General features: G+C 62.2%; 11 protein-coding genes and 1 tRNA gene. 7 read left to right on the top strand and 5 right to left on the bottom strand.

The features are described 5' to 3' along the window. The first annotated feature begins 197 nt into the window (after positions 1–197). Together AC57B6_RS01065 and AC57B6_RS01060 are read left to right on the top strand one after the other, a co-directional pair. Entirely contained in the window at positions 198–1,043 is an 846-nt protein-coding gene (locus tag AC57B6_RS01065; protein ID WP_028199175.1) for a hypothetical protein, read from the top strand. Between the two features lie 158 nt (positions 1,044–1,201). Next, on the top strand, positions 1,202–1,666 hold the full coding sequence (locus AC57B6_RS01060; RefSeq protein ID WP_028199174.1) for a DUF2214 family protein: 465 nt from the start codon (positions 1,202–1,204) through the stop codon (positions 1,664–1,666). A gap of 98 nt (positions 1,667–1,764) precedes the next feature. Here the strand turns inward: AC57B6_RS01060 and AC57B6_RS01055 are convergent, their stop codons facing one another. From AC57B6_RS01055 to AC57B6_RS01035, 5 genes are all read right to left on the bottom strand, one after another. After that, the gene (locus AC57B6_RS01055; protein WP_030101323.1) at positions 1,765–3,642 is read right to left on the bottom strand and encodes an ABC transporter ATP-binding protein; all 1,878 of its coding nucleotides are present in this window, start codon (positions 3,640–3,642) and stop codon (positions 1,765–1,767) included. Between the two features lie 528 nt (positions 3,643–4,170). Next, positions 4,171–4,245, bottom strand: a tRNA-Val gene (locus tag AC57B6_RS01050). 48 nt (positions 4,246–4,293) lie between these two features. Beyond that, the gene (gene dnaQ, locus AC57B6_RS01045; protein ID WP_028199172.1) at positions 4,294–5,028 is read right to left on the bottom strand and encodes a DNA polymerase III subunit epsilon; all 735 of its coding nucleotides are present in this window, start codon (positions 5,026–5,028) and stop codon (positions 4,294–4,296) included. An 80-nt stretch (positions 5,029–5,108) separates the two neighbouring features. Continuing rightward, entirely contained in the window at positions 5,109–5,555 is a 447-nt protein-coding gene (gene rnhA, locus AC57B6_RS01040; protein WP_028199171.1) for a ribonuclease HI, read from the bottom strand. After that, positions 5,552–6,424 (bottom strand): class I SAM-dependent methyltransferase, encoded by an 873-nt coding sequence (locus tag AC57B6_RS01035; RefSeq protein ID WP_030101324.1) that lies wholly within the window; start codon positions 6,422–6,424, stop codon positions 5,552–5,554. Before AC57B6_RS01035 ends, rnhA begins: the two co-directional genes overlap by 4 nt. 19 nt (positions 6,425–6,443) lie before the next feature. Here AC57B6_RS01035 and gloB point away from each other — a divergent pair, with 19 nt between their 5' ends. The 5 genes from gloB to carB all read left to right on the top strand — a co-directional run bounded on the left by gloB (position 6,444) and on the right by carB (position 15,522). After that, a complete protein-coding gene (gloB, locus tag AC57B6_RS01030; RefSeq protein WP_030101325.1) occupies positions 6,444–7,235 on the top strand; it encodes a hydroxyacylglutathione hydrolase in 792 nt (263 codons plus the stop codon). A 157-nt stretch (positions 7,236–7,392) separates the two neighbouring features. Continuing rightward, positions 7,393–9,087, top strand: coding sequence for a transglycosylase SLT domain-containing protein (locus tag AC57B6_RS01025; protein ID WP_028199168.1), 1,695 nt, complete (start codon positions 7,393–7,395; stop codon positions 9,085–9,087). 201 nt (positions 9,088–9,288) lie between these two features. Next, entirely contained in the window at positions 9,289–10,530 is a 1,242-nt protein-coding gene (locus AC57B6_RS01020; protein ID WP_281663163.1) for an MFS transporter, read from the top strand. Positions 10,531–10,960: 430 nt separating this feature from the next. Continuing rightward, complete coding sequence (gene carA, locus AC57B6_RS01015; RefSeq protein ID WP_028199166.1) at positions 10,961–12,115, top strand: glutamine-hydrolyzing carbamoyl-phosphate synthase small subunit; 1,155 nt, start codon at positions 10,961–10,963, stop codon at positions 12,113–12,115. 152 nt (positions 12,116–12,267) lie between these two features. Next, positions 12,268–15,522 (top strand): carbamoyl-phosphate synthase large subunit, encoded by a 3,255-nt coding sequence (gene carB / locus AC57B6_RS01010; RefSeq protein WP_496420565.1) that lies wholly within the window; start codon positions 12,268–12,270, stop codon positions 15,520–15,522. The last annotated feature ends 60 nt before the right edge of the window (positions 15,523–15,582 follow it).

Here is a 15,582-nt window from a genome sequence, read left to right as displayed (position 1 = left end):
ACCGGTCCGGCTGTGGCCCAGCAACGCCCCACGTGCACCTTGCCCGCGGGGCGTTGTTGCATATGCGCCGCGTTTTTGCCTGTGTGCGCTAGAAAGTGCGGGTTTGAGACCGGCAAGAATGAGCCAGTCTCCGTAATATCCCTATAATGGCCGTGCCGCAAATTTGGCTGCGGCGCCGCCGACGACAGGAGGATGCCTTGGCGAGAACGAAAGAGACGCGTGCGAACGCGGCGCCCGGCGCCGGAATGATTTTCGCGCTGCGCGCCATCGGTCTCGTGCTCCTTGCTCGCTGGCTTTTTTCGATGTCGCAGATGGACCTGGGCGCGTCGCTGTCGGCAATGGTGTCCTCGCCGTGGGCGTGCATCAACCTCGTCTTCCTGTTCCTGCTGATCTTCCTGCCGGGCGCGCGCGCCGTGGCCGAGCGTCCGCTCCATCCGCTGCCGCAATGGCTGCGGCAGGCGCTGCGTGTGTTTGCTTTCCTTGGATTCCTGTTTGCGGCCTGGTCGGTCGGCGCGTTTGCCACGAGCGCCGGTTGGCGTCGTGCGGTGCAGGCGGTGGCGGCCACCAACGGCTGGCTGGTCGCAGCGCCGGCGCTGTACGCGGCGGTGATGTGGATTTGCCGGCCGCGTGCGCTATGGCGAACCAATATCGCCGCGCGTCGCTTTGCGATCGGCCGCTATGCGGTTGCGCTCGATCCGGCTACGCGCACGGTGGTCGTTTGGGCCGAGCGTCGCAAGGTGGGGCAGTACGACGCGCGTGAATTATCCGTGCGATGGGCGGCGGTTCCCGGCGCGAACACACCGCCGACACCCACTCCTGTCGTGGCGTTTGGTGTCGCCGGTGAATCGTCCGGCCCCGTGGCACAGGCCGGCGCGCCTGCGCTGGCTCGCAGCACCTTTGGCCGGCGTCCAAAAATCGAATTGCTGTGGGATTCGCCGGCTGCGGCGGGCCACAATCGGCAAACCGTATTCCGCACCGCGTTGACGACCGAGGGCGACCGGGTCGCCGCGCGCGCGCTCGACACCTCGTTGCGGCAAGTCTGAATCTGTCGCTTCGTACCGTAGGCCACGCCCCACGGTCGAAGCAGGCGTCGTAAAGTACGGGGTAGCTGACAATAAGACGTGTCACCCGCATGCAACCCGGCGTTTCAGCGGTGGGTGAGACATACATCGATCGTATTGCGTCGTTTCCAGGAGTCACCATGCTGGTTCGCTGGTTGCTTGCCGCCGTTCATCTGCTCGCTTATGGTTTTGCCCTCGCGTCGATTCTCCGGCGCACCTGGTCATTACGACGAGCCAGCGTGCCCGCTGCTTTGCGCTCCGTATTTCGCTCCGATGCCCGGTGGGGTCTTTCTGCATTGGTGCTGGTTGTCACCGGTCTGATGCGCGCCTTCGGTGGTTTTGAAAAGGGCGCCGACTACTACCTTCATGAGCCGCTCTTTCACGTCAAGATGACGCTGCTCGTGCTGATCCTTATCCTCGAAGTCCCGACGATGCTCGGCTTGATACGGTGGCGTGCCGCGATTAGAAATGGCGCTCCGCCCGATTTGAAGAAAGCGCGTACGTATGCGCGTTTCAGCGTGATCCAGACCGTGCTGCTCGTGTTGATGGTGTTCGCGGCTAGCGGCATGGCGCGCGGTATCGGGCTGCCCGCAGGCGTGGTTTAGTCGCGCGACGAGGTGCTTTGTGAAGGCGTGCGTCACGCCAGCGGAAAACGCCGGTAACCGGCGGCTTCCGCATGACGCTCCGCATACTTCCCGGCAATTTACTTCTCGACTAGCAAGCTCGAATCATCCGGCAGATTCGCCTTTGCGTTATCGGTCTTGCGCGTGACCTCTGAATCGCCCAGGCCCTTGATCAATTCCAGCGCCTGACGTTCAAACAGCCGCCTGTAAAGGCCGTTTTCGAGTCTGATCAAGGCATCGTGGCTGCCTTCCTCGATCACCTTGCCCTTGTCCAGCACCAGCAGCCTGTCCAGCGCACGCACCGTGGAAAGGCGGTGCGCCACCACCAGCGTAGTGCGGCCCGTCATCAGCCGCTCCATGGCTTGCTGGATCAGCACTTCGCTTTCGCTGTCGAGGCTCGAGGTCGCTTCGTCCAGAATCAGGATCGGCGCGTCCGCAAGAAACGCCCGTGCGATCGCCACGCGCTGACGTTCGCCGCCGGAGAGCTTGATGCCGCGTTCACCCACCAGCGTGTCGTAACCTTGAGGCAGCGTCGCGATAAAGTCGTGCGCGCTCGCGAGCCTCGCAGCTCGTTCGATCTCGGCGCGGCTCGCGCCGGGTCGTGCATAGGCGATGTTCTCCGCCAGCGAGCGGTGAAACAGTACCGGCTCCTGCTGAACGATCGCGATCTGGCTGCGCAACGACGCCTGCCGCACCCGGGCAATGTCCTGGCCATCGATCGTGATCCGGCCTTCCGAAATGTCGTACAGCCGCTGGATCAGCTTGATGAAGGTCGTCTTCCCGGAGCCCGAGTGCCCGACCAGCCCAACGCGTTCCCCCGGCGCGATGCGTACCGAGAAATTCTCGTAGAGCGGCGTGGCTTTCGCACCGTAGTGGAAGGTGACGTGCTCGAAGCGGATTTCGCCTTTGCCGATCGCGATCGGACCCGCGCCGGGCCGATCTTCGATGCCCAGCGGCTGGCTCTCCAGTTGCACCAGTTCTTCCATGTCGTTGACCGAGCGCTGCAGGTTACGGATGTGCATGCCCACGTCGCGCAGATAGCCTTGCAACATGAAGAACATTGTCAACGCGAACGTGATGTCGCCGACACTCGCTTCGCCGCGCATCCACAACAACAGCGCGGCGCCGAGAATGGCGGCCTGGATCGCCACCAGCATGCCGCCTTGCAAGCCGCCGTTGATCGTGCCGCGAATCCATGTACGGCGCGTGCGGTGACGCCACTTGACGATCACGCGGTCGAGCAGGGCTTCTTCGCGCTCTTCGGCGCCGAACGCTTTCACCACGCCGTTGCAGCTGACTGCGTCGGCGAGGGCGCCGCCCATACGGGTGTCCCATGCGTTAGCGAGACGCGCGGCGGGCGCGACGAATCCGAGCGACACGATCACGGTGACCGCGATATACAGCACGGACCCGACACCCACGACCGCGCCCATCATCGGCCAGCGCCAGCCGAGCAGCACCGTTGAGCCGACCAGCATGACCACCGACGGCAACAGCGCGACCAGCAGCGTGTCGTTGAGCAGATCGAGCGCCCACATGCCGCGCGTGATCTTGCGCACCGTGGATCCGGCGAAGCTGTTGGCGTGCCAGTCGGTTGAAAAGCGTTGCACGCGATGAAATGCGTTCGACGCGATTTCGCTCATCATCTTCAGCGTCAGCCTGATGAGATTGAAGAACACGCCCTGGCGAAGCAGTTCGGCGCCGAGCCCAAGTGCGCTCAGTACGCAAAAGGCCGTGATCGCCGCGCGCCACGCGAGCGCGTCGCCGGCAGAACCGGACGCGATTGCGTCGACGAGCCGTCCGGCGAACATCGGCGTAAGTACGTCGGCCAATGCCGAGAGCAGCACCAGCGCGGTAATCGCGCAAATGCGCCAAGGCTGTTTGGCCCAGTGACGGAAGGTAAAGCCGAGGACATTCCTGAAGGCGTGTCCACGAAGGTCGAGTTTTTTTCTGGTCATTTGCCACGACTCGGTGACGCGGGAGCGGACCGAGGTTCCAGTCAGAAGCGAAAGGAAGAGACAGTCGAGCGCGCCGGAAAATGTCGGTAACGACGCCGGCTATGGGACTACGGACTGTCTGGGATTTTTGCGGACGGCCTGTTCAGGCAGAACCGCGTGAGCGACGACGCGACGGAGTTAAGGTCGCGAAAATGGCCGTGAGGCCATCCCAGGGACGGCGATATGCACTGCGAACATGTGACGCCTCCCTGTAGTCGAAAGAGGTGGAAAAAGTAGACGGGGCGTGTGCCCGAAAACTGACTATATCAGCAGTATTTGGCGGCCGCAATCGTACGAAAGTTCGGTGTTGACTTCGAAACGAAGCGGGCGCTTGCGCGCGAGAGGGTACGTGGTGCGTATAAACGTGCGTACACCTGAGCGATCGATCTGCCGCGCGCATGCAAGCATACAAAGCCGAGGCAAAAACAAAAAAGCCCTCGACTCAAGTTCGAGGGCTTTCTTTTGCGGTTCTTCGGAACCCAGCGAATCTGGTGGGTGGTACAGGGATTGAACCTGTGACCCCTGCCGTGTGAAGGCAGTGCTCTACCGCTGAGCTAACCACCCGAAGAGAGCCGAATTATGTCAGGGATTTTTCTGCTCGTCTAGTGTTTTTTAAGCGGTTTGCTCATCCGCGGCCGGTGACGGATCAAGCCGCCACACGCTCGTGCCTTTGACCGCTTTGTCGAGACCGTCGAGCACTGCCTGATGTTCGGCGATTTCGTCGTCGCTCGCCGCAAGCACCACCAGATTCAGCGAATCGATTGCGATGCGCGGGGCGTGCGCGTCGCCGCTGCCGTGCGAATCGCCGAGCATATCGATGACGAGGCTTTCCTGGCCACGGGTCATCGCCAGATACACCTCGGCGAGCAGTTCCGAGTCGAGCAGTGCGCCGTGCAGGGTACGGTGCGCGTTGCTGATGCCGAAGCGGTCGCACAGCGCGTCGAGCGAATTGCGTTTGCCCGGGAACATCTGCTTGGCGCGCGCCAATGTGTCGATGATCTCGCCGCAGTAGGTTTTCACCGGCGGCAAACCGAGCAGCGCAAATTCGGCGTCGAGAAAGCCGATGTCGAAGGGCGCGTTGTGAATGATCAGATCCGCGTCCTGAATGAAGTCGCGAATCTGATCGGCAATCTCGGCGAATTTCGGCTTGTCGCTCAGGAACTCGGTGGTCAACCCGTGAACGGCCAATGCGCCCGGATCGCTGTCGCGTTCCGGGTTGATATAGAAATGCAGGTTGTTGCCAGTGAGCCGGCGGTTCACCATTTCGACGCAACCGAGTTCAAGAATCCGGTCGCCGGTTCGTGCATTGAGGCCGGTGGTTTCGGTGTCGAGGATGAGTTGACGCATGTCGGATTAGCCTGCTCTAAAAAATCAGCAAAAGAAGAAGGGCGCGCGCGCCGGTGTCGCCGCGGGCATGACGGCGCGCCTCACACTTGCGCGAGCGACGCGACGCCGCGATTAGCCAGTTGATCCGCGCGCTCGTTTTCCGGATGGCCGTTGTGACCGCGCACCCAGCGCCATTCGATCTCGTGCTGTGCGACGAGTGCGTCGAGCCGCTTCCACAGATCGGCGTTCTTCACCGGTTGCTTTGCAGCGGTGATCCAGCCTTTTTTCTTCCAGCCGTGAATCCATTCGCTGATGCCTTTCTGCACATACTGCGAGTCGGTATGCACGACGGCTTTGCAGGGACGCTTGAGCGCCTCGAGCGCGGCGATCACCCCCATCAGTTCCATGCGGTTGTTGGTGGTGTTGGGTTCACCGCCGAACAGTTCCTTTTCCTGGTCGCCAAAGCGCAGCAGTGCGCCCCAGCCGCCGGGGCCGGGGTTGCCCTTGCAGGCGCCGTCGGTATAAATATCGATGATGTCGGAAGTCATTGAGTGTGGTTGCGTGTGTTCGGGGTGGCGGGCGCGAGGCCCGCGGCAAGGACCGGTTTCTTCACTTTCAGCGGGCCGACGAGGCGCATGCCGCGCACGCGCTTGATCGCCTTGATCATGTAGGTGGCGCCAAAAATTGGCCACCAGCGGTCGCCGGCGGCTTCCATGAATCCATAGCGGGACAGCCATTGATCGCTGGCGAGCGGCGGACGATAGCAGCCGAAGCGCCCGCGTTCAAGGTCGAAGCCCAGCAGCTTGATCCAGTCTTTCAGGCGCGTGAAGGCGATCAGATCGACTGCCGCGGGCACGAACGGCCGGCCGGTCATCTTGCCGACCGATTGGCGCGCGCCCCACAGCGACAGCGAATTGAAGCCGAGAATGATCAGTTGGCCTTCGGGCATCAGCACACGTTCGGCTTCGCGCAGCAGCCGGTGAGGGTCGCTCGTGAATTCCAGCGTGTGCGGCATCACGATCAGATCGACGCTTTGTGCTTCGAACGGCAGGTCGAGCAGATCGCACCAGACCGCGCTGCGCCCGAGCGGCGCCGCCAGTCCCGCGGGCAGATCCTGCGCGGCGCCGCTTCTCAAACCATTTCCTGCGCCGGTTCCAGCGCCATTTCCGGCACGTCCCAAGCCGCGCGGCAACGTGTAGGGCGCACTCGCGCCGCTTGCCGCGTCGAGCACGAGTCCGCGGCACGGCATGCGGTTCTCGCGCAAGGCGTCTAGCTGCGGCAGGCCGAGTTGCAGCGCATGGTAGCCGAACACGTCGGACACGACGCGATCGAGCTGGGTCTGTTCCCACTCGAGTACGTAGCGGCCGGGTGGCGAATCGGTCCAGGCAGGCCAGTCTATAATCGCTCGGTCAGTCATATCAGGGAATGCGTCGCCTATGAATGCGCTCGAGTACGTACCGGTCCCGGCGTTTGAAGACAATTACATCTGGGTCGTTTCCGACGGGCATTATGCGGTGGTCGTCGATCCGGGTGAGGCCGCCCCCGTGCGCGCATATCTCGCGAAACGGGGTTGGCGGCTGAGCGCTATTTTACTCACGCACCATCATCAAGACCATGTCGGTGGGGTGGCCGATCTGCTGAACGGCCAGGCCGTGCCCGTCTACGGCCCCGCCGGTGAAGCGATCCAGCACCTCACGCACCGTCTCGGAAACGGCGATCGTGTGACGATTGCCGAGCCCGCACTCGAGTTCGATGTACTCGACGTGCCCGGCCATACGAGCGGTCATATCGCCTATTTTCAGCCAGCCGACCCACACGGCACGCCGCACGTGTTTTGCGGCGATACGTTGTTCGCGTGCGGCTGCGGCCGCCTGTTCGAAGGCACGCCCACGCAGATGCTGGCGTCGCTGGATTCGCTGGCCGCGCTCCCTGGCTCGACCGAAGTGCATTGCGCCCACGAGTACACGTTGTCGAACATCCGCTTTGCGCTCGCCTGCGAGCCGGGCAACGCCGAGCTGCAAGCCTGGCGTGACAAGGCGAGCGACTTGCGCGCGCGTCACGTGCCGACCTTGCCGACCACGATTGCCCACGAACGCGCCGTGAATCCGTTTTTGCGCGTGGATAATCCAGCGGTTCAAGCAAGCTTGCAAGAGCAGTTGCATGAAAAAGTGCCCGATCGTTTAACGGCATTTACGCTGATGCGCGAATGGAAAAACCGCTTCCGTTGACCCGGCCGCGATCAGGGTATTCCTCACGCGAAGAATCGGAAAAATTCGCCAAGCCTTAGATTTCCTTGATTTTTTTCGTCAATTTCCGATTGACGTAAACGTTGCCGTTTCGTACTATCGGCTGCAAATTCCAGCCCTTGTGGAAGCCGAGACGTTCATGCGATTTATCTTTAGTGCGTTATTGGTCCTGACACTCGCCGCTTGCGCGAGTCAGGGACCGACAACGAATAGCCTTACCTCCGCAACTAATCCCGCCAGTCAGCAAGCCGTTGCTGACGCCCTTCGCAAGACAGCCACCGCCAAAGAAACGATCAATGTCGACCAGGGTTCAGTCGATCAACTGACAAGCCCGGACGCCGATCTTTGGAGTCGTATTCGCCGTGGTTTTCAAATGCCGGATCTGCAAACCGACCTCGTCGACATGCAGGTCAACTGGTATGCGCAGCGCCCGGACTACGTGCAGCGCATGACCGAGCGCTCGCAGAAGTATCTGTACCACATCGTCGAAGAGCTCGAGGCGCGTCACATGCCAACCGAGCTTGCCTTGTTGCCGTTCATCGAATCCGCGTACAGCCCGCAGGCGTTGTCGGTGGCGAAGGCGGCCGGCATGTGGCAGTTCATGCCGGGCACGGGCCGCACCTACAACCTCAAGCAGAATATGTGGCAGGACGAGCGCCGCGACGTGCTGGCCTCCACCAGCGCCGCGCTCGATTATCTGTCGCGTCTGCATGACATGTTCGGCGACTGGCAACTGGCGCTCGCTGCGTACAACTGGGGTGAGGGCAACGTGCAGCGCGCGATCGCGCGCAACGAAGCGGCGGGCCTGCCCACCGACTACCTCAGCCTGCGCATGCCGAACGAGACGCGCAACTACGTGCCCAAGCTTCAGGCGGTGAAGAACATCGTCATGAACCCGCAGATGTACGGGCTCACGCTGCCGTCGATCCCGAACCACCCGTATTTCGTCACGGTCACGACCTCGCACGACATCGACGTGGACATGGCGGCGAAGCTCGCGAATCTCTCTCCAGACGAATTCCGCTCGTTGAACCCGTCATTCAGAAAGCCGGTGATTCTCGGCGCCACCCAGCCGCAGATTCTGCTGCCGTTCGACAACGCGAGCGCGTTTGAGCGCAATCTGAAGGCCTATTCCGGTTCGTTGTCGTCGTGGACCACCTACACGGTCACCGAGCGTGCCGCGCCGGCGGCGATCGCGCAAAAGATCGGTGTCGACGCCGACACGCTGATGGAAGTGAACAAGATTCCGGCCGGTATGCGCCTGAAGCCGGGCTCGACGATCGTGGTGCCGCGCGGTTCGGACGACGACGAAGACATCAGCGCCGACGTCGCCGAAAGTGCGGTGCTGGCCATGGAGCCCGACGTTCCCGACACCCGCAAGATGTTGATTCGCGTGCGCCGCAACCAATCGATGGCCGCCATCGCCGTGCGTTACGGCGTCTCGATCGGCCAGTTGAAGGCGTGGAATCGCACGCATCGCGATCAGGTTTCGCGTGGTCAGGTGATCGTGCTGCACGTGCCGGTCGGTAAGGCCATGCCGAGCGAACCAGGTCCGGAGCGCATCGCGACTGACGTGCAGGGCGGCGGAGTCGAGAAGATCGGCACCCGCGTCGCAGACACGAGAAGCGAATCGCGCTACGATAAGAAGAAGGGTCGTGGCCGCGCCGCCGTGGTGAAGGTGTCTGAGCCGGTAGGTAAAGTCAGCAAGCCGACAACGTCCAGCGCCAGCAAGGGCAAGGTGACGAAGGTGTCGGCTTCCACGTCCAGCAAGGCGTCGAAGGCCGCGGCAGATAGCCGCCCAAAGACCGCGGCCAACGCGAAGAAGGGTAAGTAGACCAAAAGCGGCCACCACGGTAGTGACCACATGCGTTGCGGGGGCAACGCGTGAATTGCGCTCCGATCACGCACCGTGTTATTCCGACGCCGTCACCTGTGGTGACGGCGTTTTTCATTCTGCAGACCAGTCGAGGCGAAGTTCGCGCGTTTCATTTATCTTTCGTGCTTGGGCCAAACCCGGCCGCTTATTTCAAAACTTATGTCGTCGACTCAGCTGCGCGTATTTCTCCTGTTTTCCGCCGGTTACTTCGTTTCTTATGTATTTCGCGGCGTCAATCTCGGTTTTGCCCCCTTCATCACGCACGATCTCGGCTTGTCGGCCACGGATCTGGGTCTGCTGACCAGTCTGTATTTCCTCGGCTTCGCGGGCGCACAGATTCCGGCCGGCGTATTGCTGGACCACTTCGGCGCGCGTCGGGTGACGGCGGTCACCCTGCTGTTTGCCGCGCTGGGAATCTGGGTGTTTGGCGCCGCGCACAGCGTCGGCATGATGATGGTTGGACGCCTGCTGATTGGCGTGGGTGTGTCGGTGTGTCTTGGCGCCGCGTTCAAGGCGTTGGCGCAGCATTTCGCGTCGGCACGGTTGCCGTTGATGAACGGTTTGGTGATGGCGATCGGCGGTTTCGGCGGGGTGATGGTCGGTTCGCCGCTCACGTGGGTGCTGGGTTTTGCCGGTTGGCGCACGGTCTGTATCGGTTTGGGGCTGCTCACGGTACTGGTGGCGGTGGCGCAGTGGACGCTCACGCCGGACAGCAGTGAAACTCACCATCAAGCGAGTATCGGGGCCCAGTTCAAAGGGACGCTGCACCTTCTGAAGAGCGCGGCATTCTGGAAAATCGGCTCATTTTCGGTCCTTACGCAGGGTGTGTTTTACGCGATGCAATCGCTATGGGTCGGCGCCTGGTTGCGCGACGTGCAGGGCTTCGCGCCGCGTGAGGCCGCCGCGCTGGTGTCGATTCTCGGCTTTGCAATGATGGCCGGCTGCGTGGGCTTCGGCGCGGCGGCGCGTAGCCTCGAGCGGCGCGGGGTCTCGCTGTATGCGTTTTGCGGTATCGGTATGGCGCTGTTCGTCGTTACCCAGCTATTGATCATGTTCAACGCGCCGCTGCCGGCGAGCCTGCTGTGGGCGGCGTACGGGATTTTCGGCGGGACCGGAATTCTCAGTTATGCGGTCATGGCGCGCCATTTCCCGGCGCAGATGATCGGCCGGGTGAATACCACCCTGACGCTGATCATTTTTCTGCTGATTTTCGGCTTTCAGGTCGGTGTCGGAGCGGTGCTGTCGCGCTGGCCGGCCAGTGGCGGCCACTATCCGGCGGCCGCGCACCTGACCGCGTGGGGCATCCTGGTGGCGCTTCAGGTTTTGAGTGCGATCTGGTACGTACTGCCGGGGCGAGCGCGGCCTCAGCCGGCGCACGTGCGAGCCGAACAGCAGGTTTAAGCTTGTCGCGCATGGCTCGCAAAAAGGGCCATCGGATTCGCCGGCTCTATCCCGATTCGGGTGGGCGTAAATTGTGCCAAATCGCGTCCGAGCCATGCGCAACAAGGCTTTGACTGGATTCGGGCCGCGCCTGACTACGCTGACGCCCCATCTCGGATTTGGAGGGACGGGCAATTTCGCGCTATAATTCCAAGGTTTGAGCTTATCAACCCGCACCCTAGCGCCTACCTCTCCCATACCGTTCATCCGCCGCGCGCTTTTGACGCCCCGCACCCCAGCCGATCCGTCCACACAATGGACCCATCGCGCCCCTTGCGACGTCACCAGCAGCACGCGAGCGAGTCTGCGCGCGCATCCTGTCGATGCGTTTCGCTGCGGCTCGCAGTCGGATAGACAGGTCGGCAACAGGGTGTTCCCCAAGGAGTCTCCCGTGTTGCCGTCATTTTCTCCCGCTTTGCTCGCACTCGCCGACGGCACGGTCTTTCGTGGTTACTCGATCGGCGCCCCCGGGCATACGATCGGCGAAGTCGTGTTCAACACCGCTATCACCGGCTATCAGGAAATCCTGACCGACCCGAGCTACGCGCGCCAGATCGTGACCCTCACGTATCCGCATATCGGTAACGTCGGCGTGAATGCCGAAGACGTCGAAGCCACGAAAGTCCATGCCGCCGGCTTGATCATCCGTGATCTGCCGGTTCTCGCGTCGAACTTCCGCATGGAGCGCACGCTCCCGCAATACCTGAAGGACGAAGGCGTGGTCGCCATCGCCGGTCTCGACACCCGTATGCTGACGCGCGTGCTGCGCGACAAGGGTGCGCAGAACGGCGCCATTCTGGCCGGTTCGGATGACGAAGCGAAGGCAATCGAACTCGCGCGCTCTTTCCCGGGTTTGTCGGGCATGGACCTCGCGAAGGTCGTGTCAACCAAGGAAACCTACGAATGGACCCAGACCGAATGGCGTCTGGGCACCGGCTACGGCAAGCAGAACGCGCCGAAATACCGTGTGGTCGCGTTCGATTACGGCGTGAAGTACAACATTCTGCGCATGCTGGCCGAGCGCGGCTGCCACGTCACCGTGCTGCCGGCGCAAGCCTCCGCGGCTGACGCACTGGCGCTCAACCCGGACGGCATCTTTCTGTCGAACGGCCCGGGCGACCCGGAGCCGTGCGATTACGCGATTGCCGCCACCAAAGAGCTGATCGAACGCGGTATCCCGACCTTTGGTATTTGCCTCGGCCACCAGATCATGGGCCTCGCTGTCGGCGCAAAGACCATGAAGATGAAGACCGGCCACCACGGCGCGAACCATCCGGTGAAGGATCTGGACGACGGCCGCGTGGTCATCACGTCGCAGAACCACGGTTTCGCGGTCGACGCCGACACGTTGCCGGCCAACGCCAAGGTCACGCACATTTCGCTGTTCGACGGCACGCTGCAAGGCTTTGCATTGACCGACAAGCCGGCGTTCTGCTTCCAGGGTCACCCGGAAGCGTCGCCGGGTCCGCACGACATCGCGTATCTGTTCGACCGCTTCACTGGGTTGATGGACGCGCAGAAGGCCGGCAAGACCGCAGCGGCATAAGCAGGTTGTGAAGCGCCCAGGCGGCGCGCGGCTCGCAACGCGATTGGCGCGCCACGTGCGAAGCGAGGCGAGCCGCACACAACACAGCGCGCGCAACGTTTGAACGGCGCGCGCCGACGGAAAGAATTCAGGAATACATTAGCGAGAGCGTTATGCCCAAGCGGACAGACATTAAAAGCATCCTCATCATCGGCGCGGGTCCGATCATCATCGGCCAGGCGTGCGAGTTCGACTACTCGGGCGCGCAGGCATGCAAGGCGTTGCGTGAGGAAGGCTACAAGGTCATTCTCGTCAACAGCAATCCGGCGACGATCATGACCGACCCGAACACGGCCGACGTCACCTACATCGAGCCGATCACGTGGGAAGTGGTTGAACGCATCATCGCCAAGGAGCGCCCGGACGCGATCCTGCCGACGATGGGCGGCCAGACCGCGCTGAACTGCGCGCTGGATCTCCACGCGCATGGCGTGCTGGAGAAGTACAAGGTCGAGCTGATCGGTGCGTCGCCGGAAGCGATCGACAAGGCGGAAGACCGTCAGAAATTCAAAGACGCGATGACCAAAATCGGCCTCGGTTCGGCCAAGTCGGGCACCGCGCATTCGATGGAAGAAGCGCTGGCGGTGCAAGCGGACATCGCATCGCAAACCGGCAGCGGCGGTTATCCAGTGGTGATCCGTCCGTCGTTCACGCTGGGCGGTTCGGGCGGTGGCATCGCGTACAACCGCGACGAATTCGAAGAGATCTGCAAGCGCGGCCTCGATCTGTCGCCTACGCGCGAGTTGCTGATCGAAGAATCGCTGCTCGGCTGGAAAGAGTACGAGATGGAAGTGGTCCGCGACAAGAAGGACAACTGCATCATCGTCTGCTCGATCGAAAACCTGGATCCGATGGGTATCCACACCGGCGACTCGATCACCGTTGCGCCGGCGCAGACGCTCACCGACAAGGAATACCAGATCCTGCGTAACGCATCGCTCGCGGTGCTGCGCGAGATCGGCGTGGACACGGGCGGTTCAAACGTGCAGTTCTCGATCAATCCGAAAGATGGCCGGATGATCGTGATCGAAATGAACCCGCGTGTGTCGCGTTCGTCGGCATTGGCTTCGAAGGCGACCGGTTTCCCGATCGCGAAGGTCGCGGCCAAGCTCGCTTGCGGTTACACGCTGGACGAGTTGAAGAACGAAATCACCGGCGGCCAGACCCCGGCATCGTTCGAACCGACGATCGACTACGTCGTCACCAAGATCCCGCGTTTCGCCTTCGAGAAATTCCGCGAAGCCGATTCGCGCCTGACCACGCAGATGAAGTCGGTCGGCGAAGTGATGGCCATCGGCCGTACTTTCCAGGAGTCGTTCCAGAAGGCGCTGCGCGGTCTCGAAGTGGGCGTGGACGGTCTGGACGAAAAGACCGACAACCGCGACGAGATCATCCGCGAGATCGGTGAAGCCGGTCCGGACCGCATCTGGTACGTGGGCGACGCGTTCCGTATCGGCATGACGGCCGAAGAGATTTTCGAAGAGACCTCGATCGACCCGTGGTTCCTCGCGCAGATCGAACAGATCATCCTGAAGGAAAAGGCCTTGGCCGGCCGTACGCTGGCAAGCCTGTCGAAGGAAGAGCTCAAGTATCTGAAGCAGAGCGGTTTCTCGGACCGCCGCCTGGCGAAGCTGCTTGGCGCGAAGCCGGCGGACGTGCGCCAGCGTCGTATCGAGCTGAACGTGCGGCCGGTGTACAAGCGCGTCGACACGTGCGCCGCCGAGTTCGCCACGAAAACCGCCTACATGTACTCGACCTACGAGGAAGAGTGCGAAGCGAACCCCACGAACAACAAGAAGATCATGGTGCTGGGTGGTGGCCCGAACCGGATCGGCCAGGGTATCGAGTTCGACTACTGCTGCGTGCACGCCGCGCTCGCCATGCGCGAAGACGGCTACGAAACGATCATGGTCAACTGCAACCCTGAAACTGTTTCGACCGACTACGACACCTCCGATCGTCTGTACTTCGAATCGCTGACGCTCGAAGACGTGCTCGAAATCGTCGACAAGGAAAAGCCGGTTGGCGTGATCGTGCAATACGGCGGCCAGACGCCGTTGAAGCTCGCGCTCGATCTCGAAGCGAACGGTGTGCCGATCGTCGGCACGTCGCCGGACATGATCGACGCCGCGGAAGACCGCGAGCGGTTCCAGAAGCTGCTGCAGGACCTCGGCCTGCGTCAGCCGCCGAACCGCACCGCGCGTGCTGAAGACGAAGCGCTCAAGCTCGCCGAGGAAATCGGCTATCCGCTGGTGGTGCGTCCGTCGTACGTGCTGGGCGGCCGCGCAATGGAAATCGTTCACGAGCCGCGCGACCTCGAGCGCTATATGCGCGAAGCCGTGAAGGTGTCGAACGATTCGCCGGTACTGCTCGACCGCTTCCTCAACGACGCGATCGAATGCGATGTCGACTGCATCTCCGATGGCGAAGCCGTGTTCATCGGCGGCGTGATGGAGCACATCGAACAGGCGGGCGTGCACTCGGGCGACTCGGCTTGCTCGCTGCCGCCGTACTCGCTGTCGAAGGAAACCATTGCCGAGCTGAAGCGCCAGACCGGTGCAATGGCCAAGGCGCTGAACGTGGTCGGCCTGATGAACGTGCAGTTCGCGATCCAGCAGGTGCCGCAGGCCGATGGCTCGAAAGAGGACATCATCTACGTGCTCGAAGTGAATCCGCGCGCATCGCGCACGGTGCCGTACGTGTCGAAGGCGACCAGCCTGCCGCTCGCGAAAATCGCGGCGCGCGCGATGGTCGGCCAGAAGCTCGCCGCCCAGAGCGTGACGAAGGAAATCGATCCGCCGTACTTCAGCGTGAAGGAAGCCGTGTTCCCGTTTGTCAAGTTCCCGGCAGTCGATCCGGTGCTCGGACCGGAAATGCGTTCGACCGGTGAAGTGATGGGTGTGGGGCAGACATTCGGCGAAGCGCTGTTCAAGTCGCAGCTCGCGGCGGGCTCGCGTCTGCCGGAATCGGGCACGGTGCTCCTGACCGTGATGGACGCTGACAAGCCGAAGGCCGTCGAAGTCGCGCGCATGCTGCACGAACTCGGCTATCCGATCGTCGCGACCAAGGGCACGGCTGCCGCAATCGAAGCGGCCGGCGTGCCGGTCAAGGTCGTCAACAAGGTGAAGGACGGCCGTCCGCACATCGTCGACATGATCAAGAACGGCGAAATCGCGCTGGTCTTCACGACTGTCGACGAAACCCGCGCGGCGATCGCCGACTCGCGCTCGATCCGCATGAGCGCGCAGGCAAACAAGGTCACGTACTACACGACGATGTCCGGTGCACGGGCCGCGGTTGAAGGTTTGCGCTATTTGAAGAACCTGGAAGTCTATGATTTACAAGGACTCCACGCTCGCCTAAACTAAGGCTTCGAATACCTGTCCAAGATGTAAGTGCCGCGGTTAAGCGGCGTTCCGCAGGGGCTG

It is taken from the genome of Paraburkholderia sp. BGA-UO-ETr-F12 (assembly GCF_059567945.1).
Note: the sequence above shows the minus strand (reverse complement) of the source record. Positions and strands in the feature narration are given on the sequence as shown.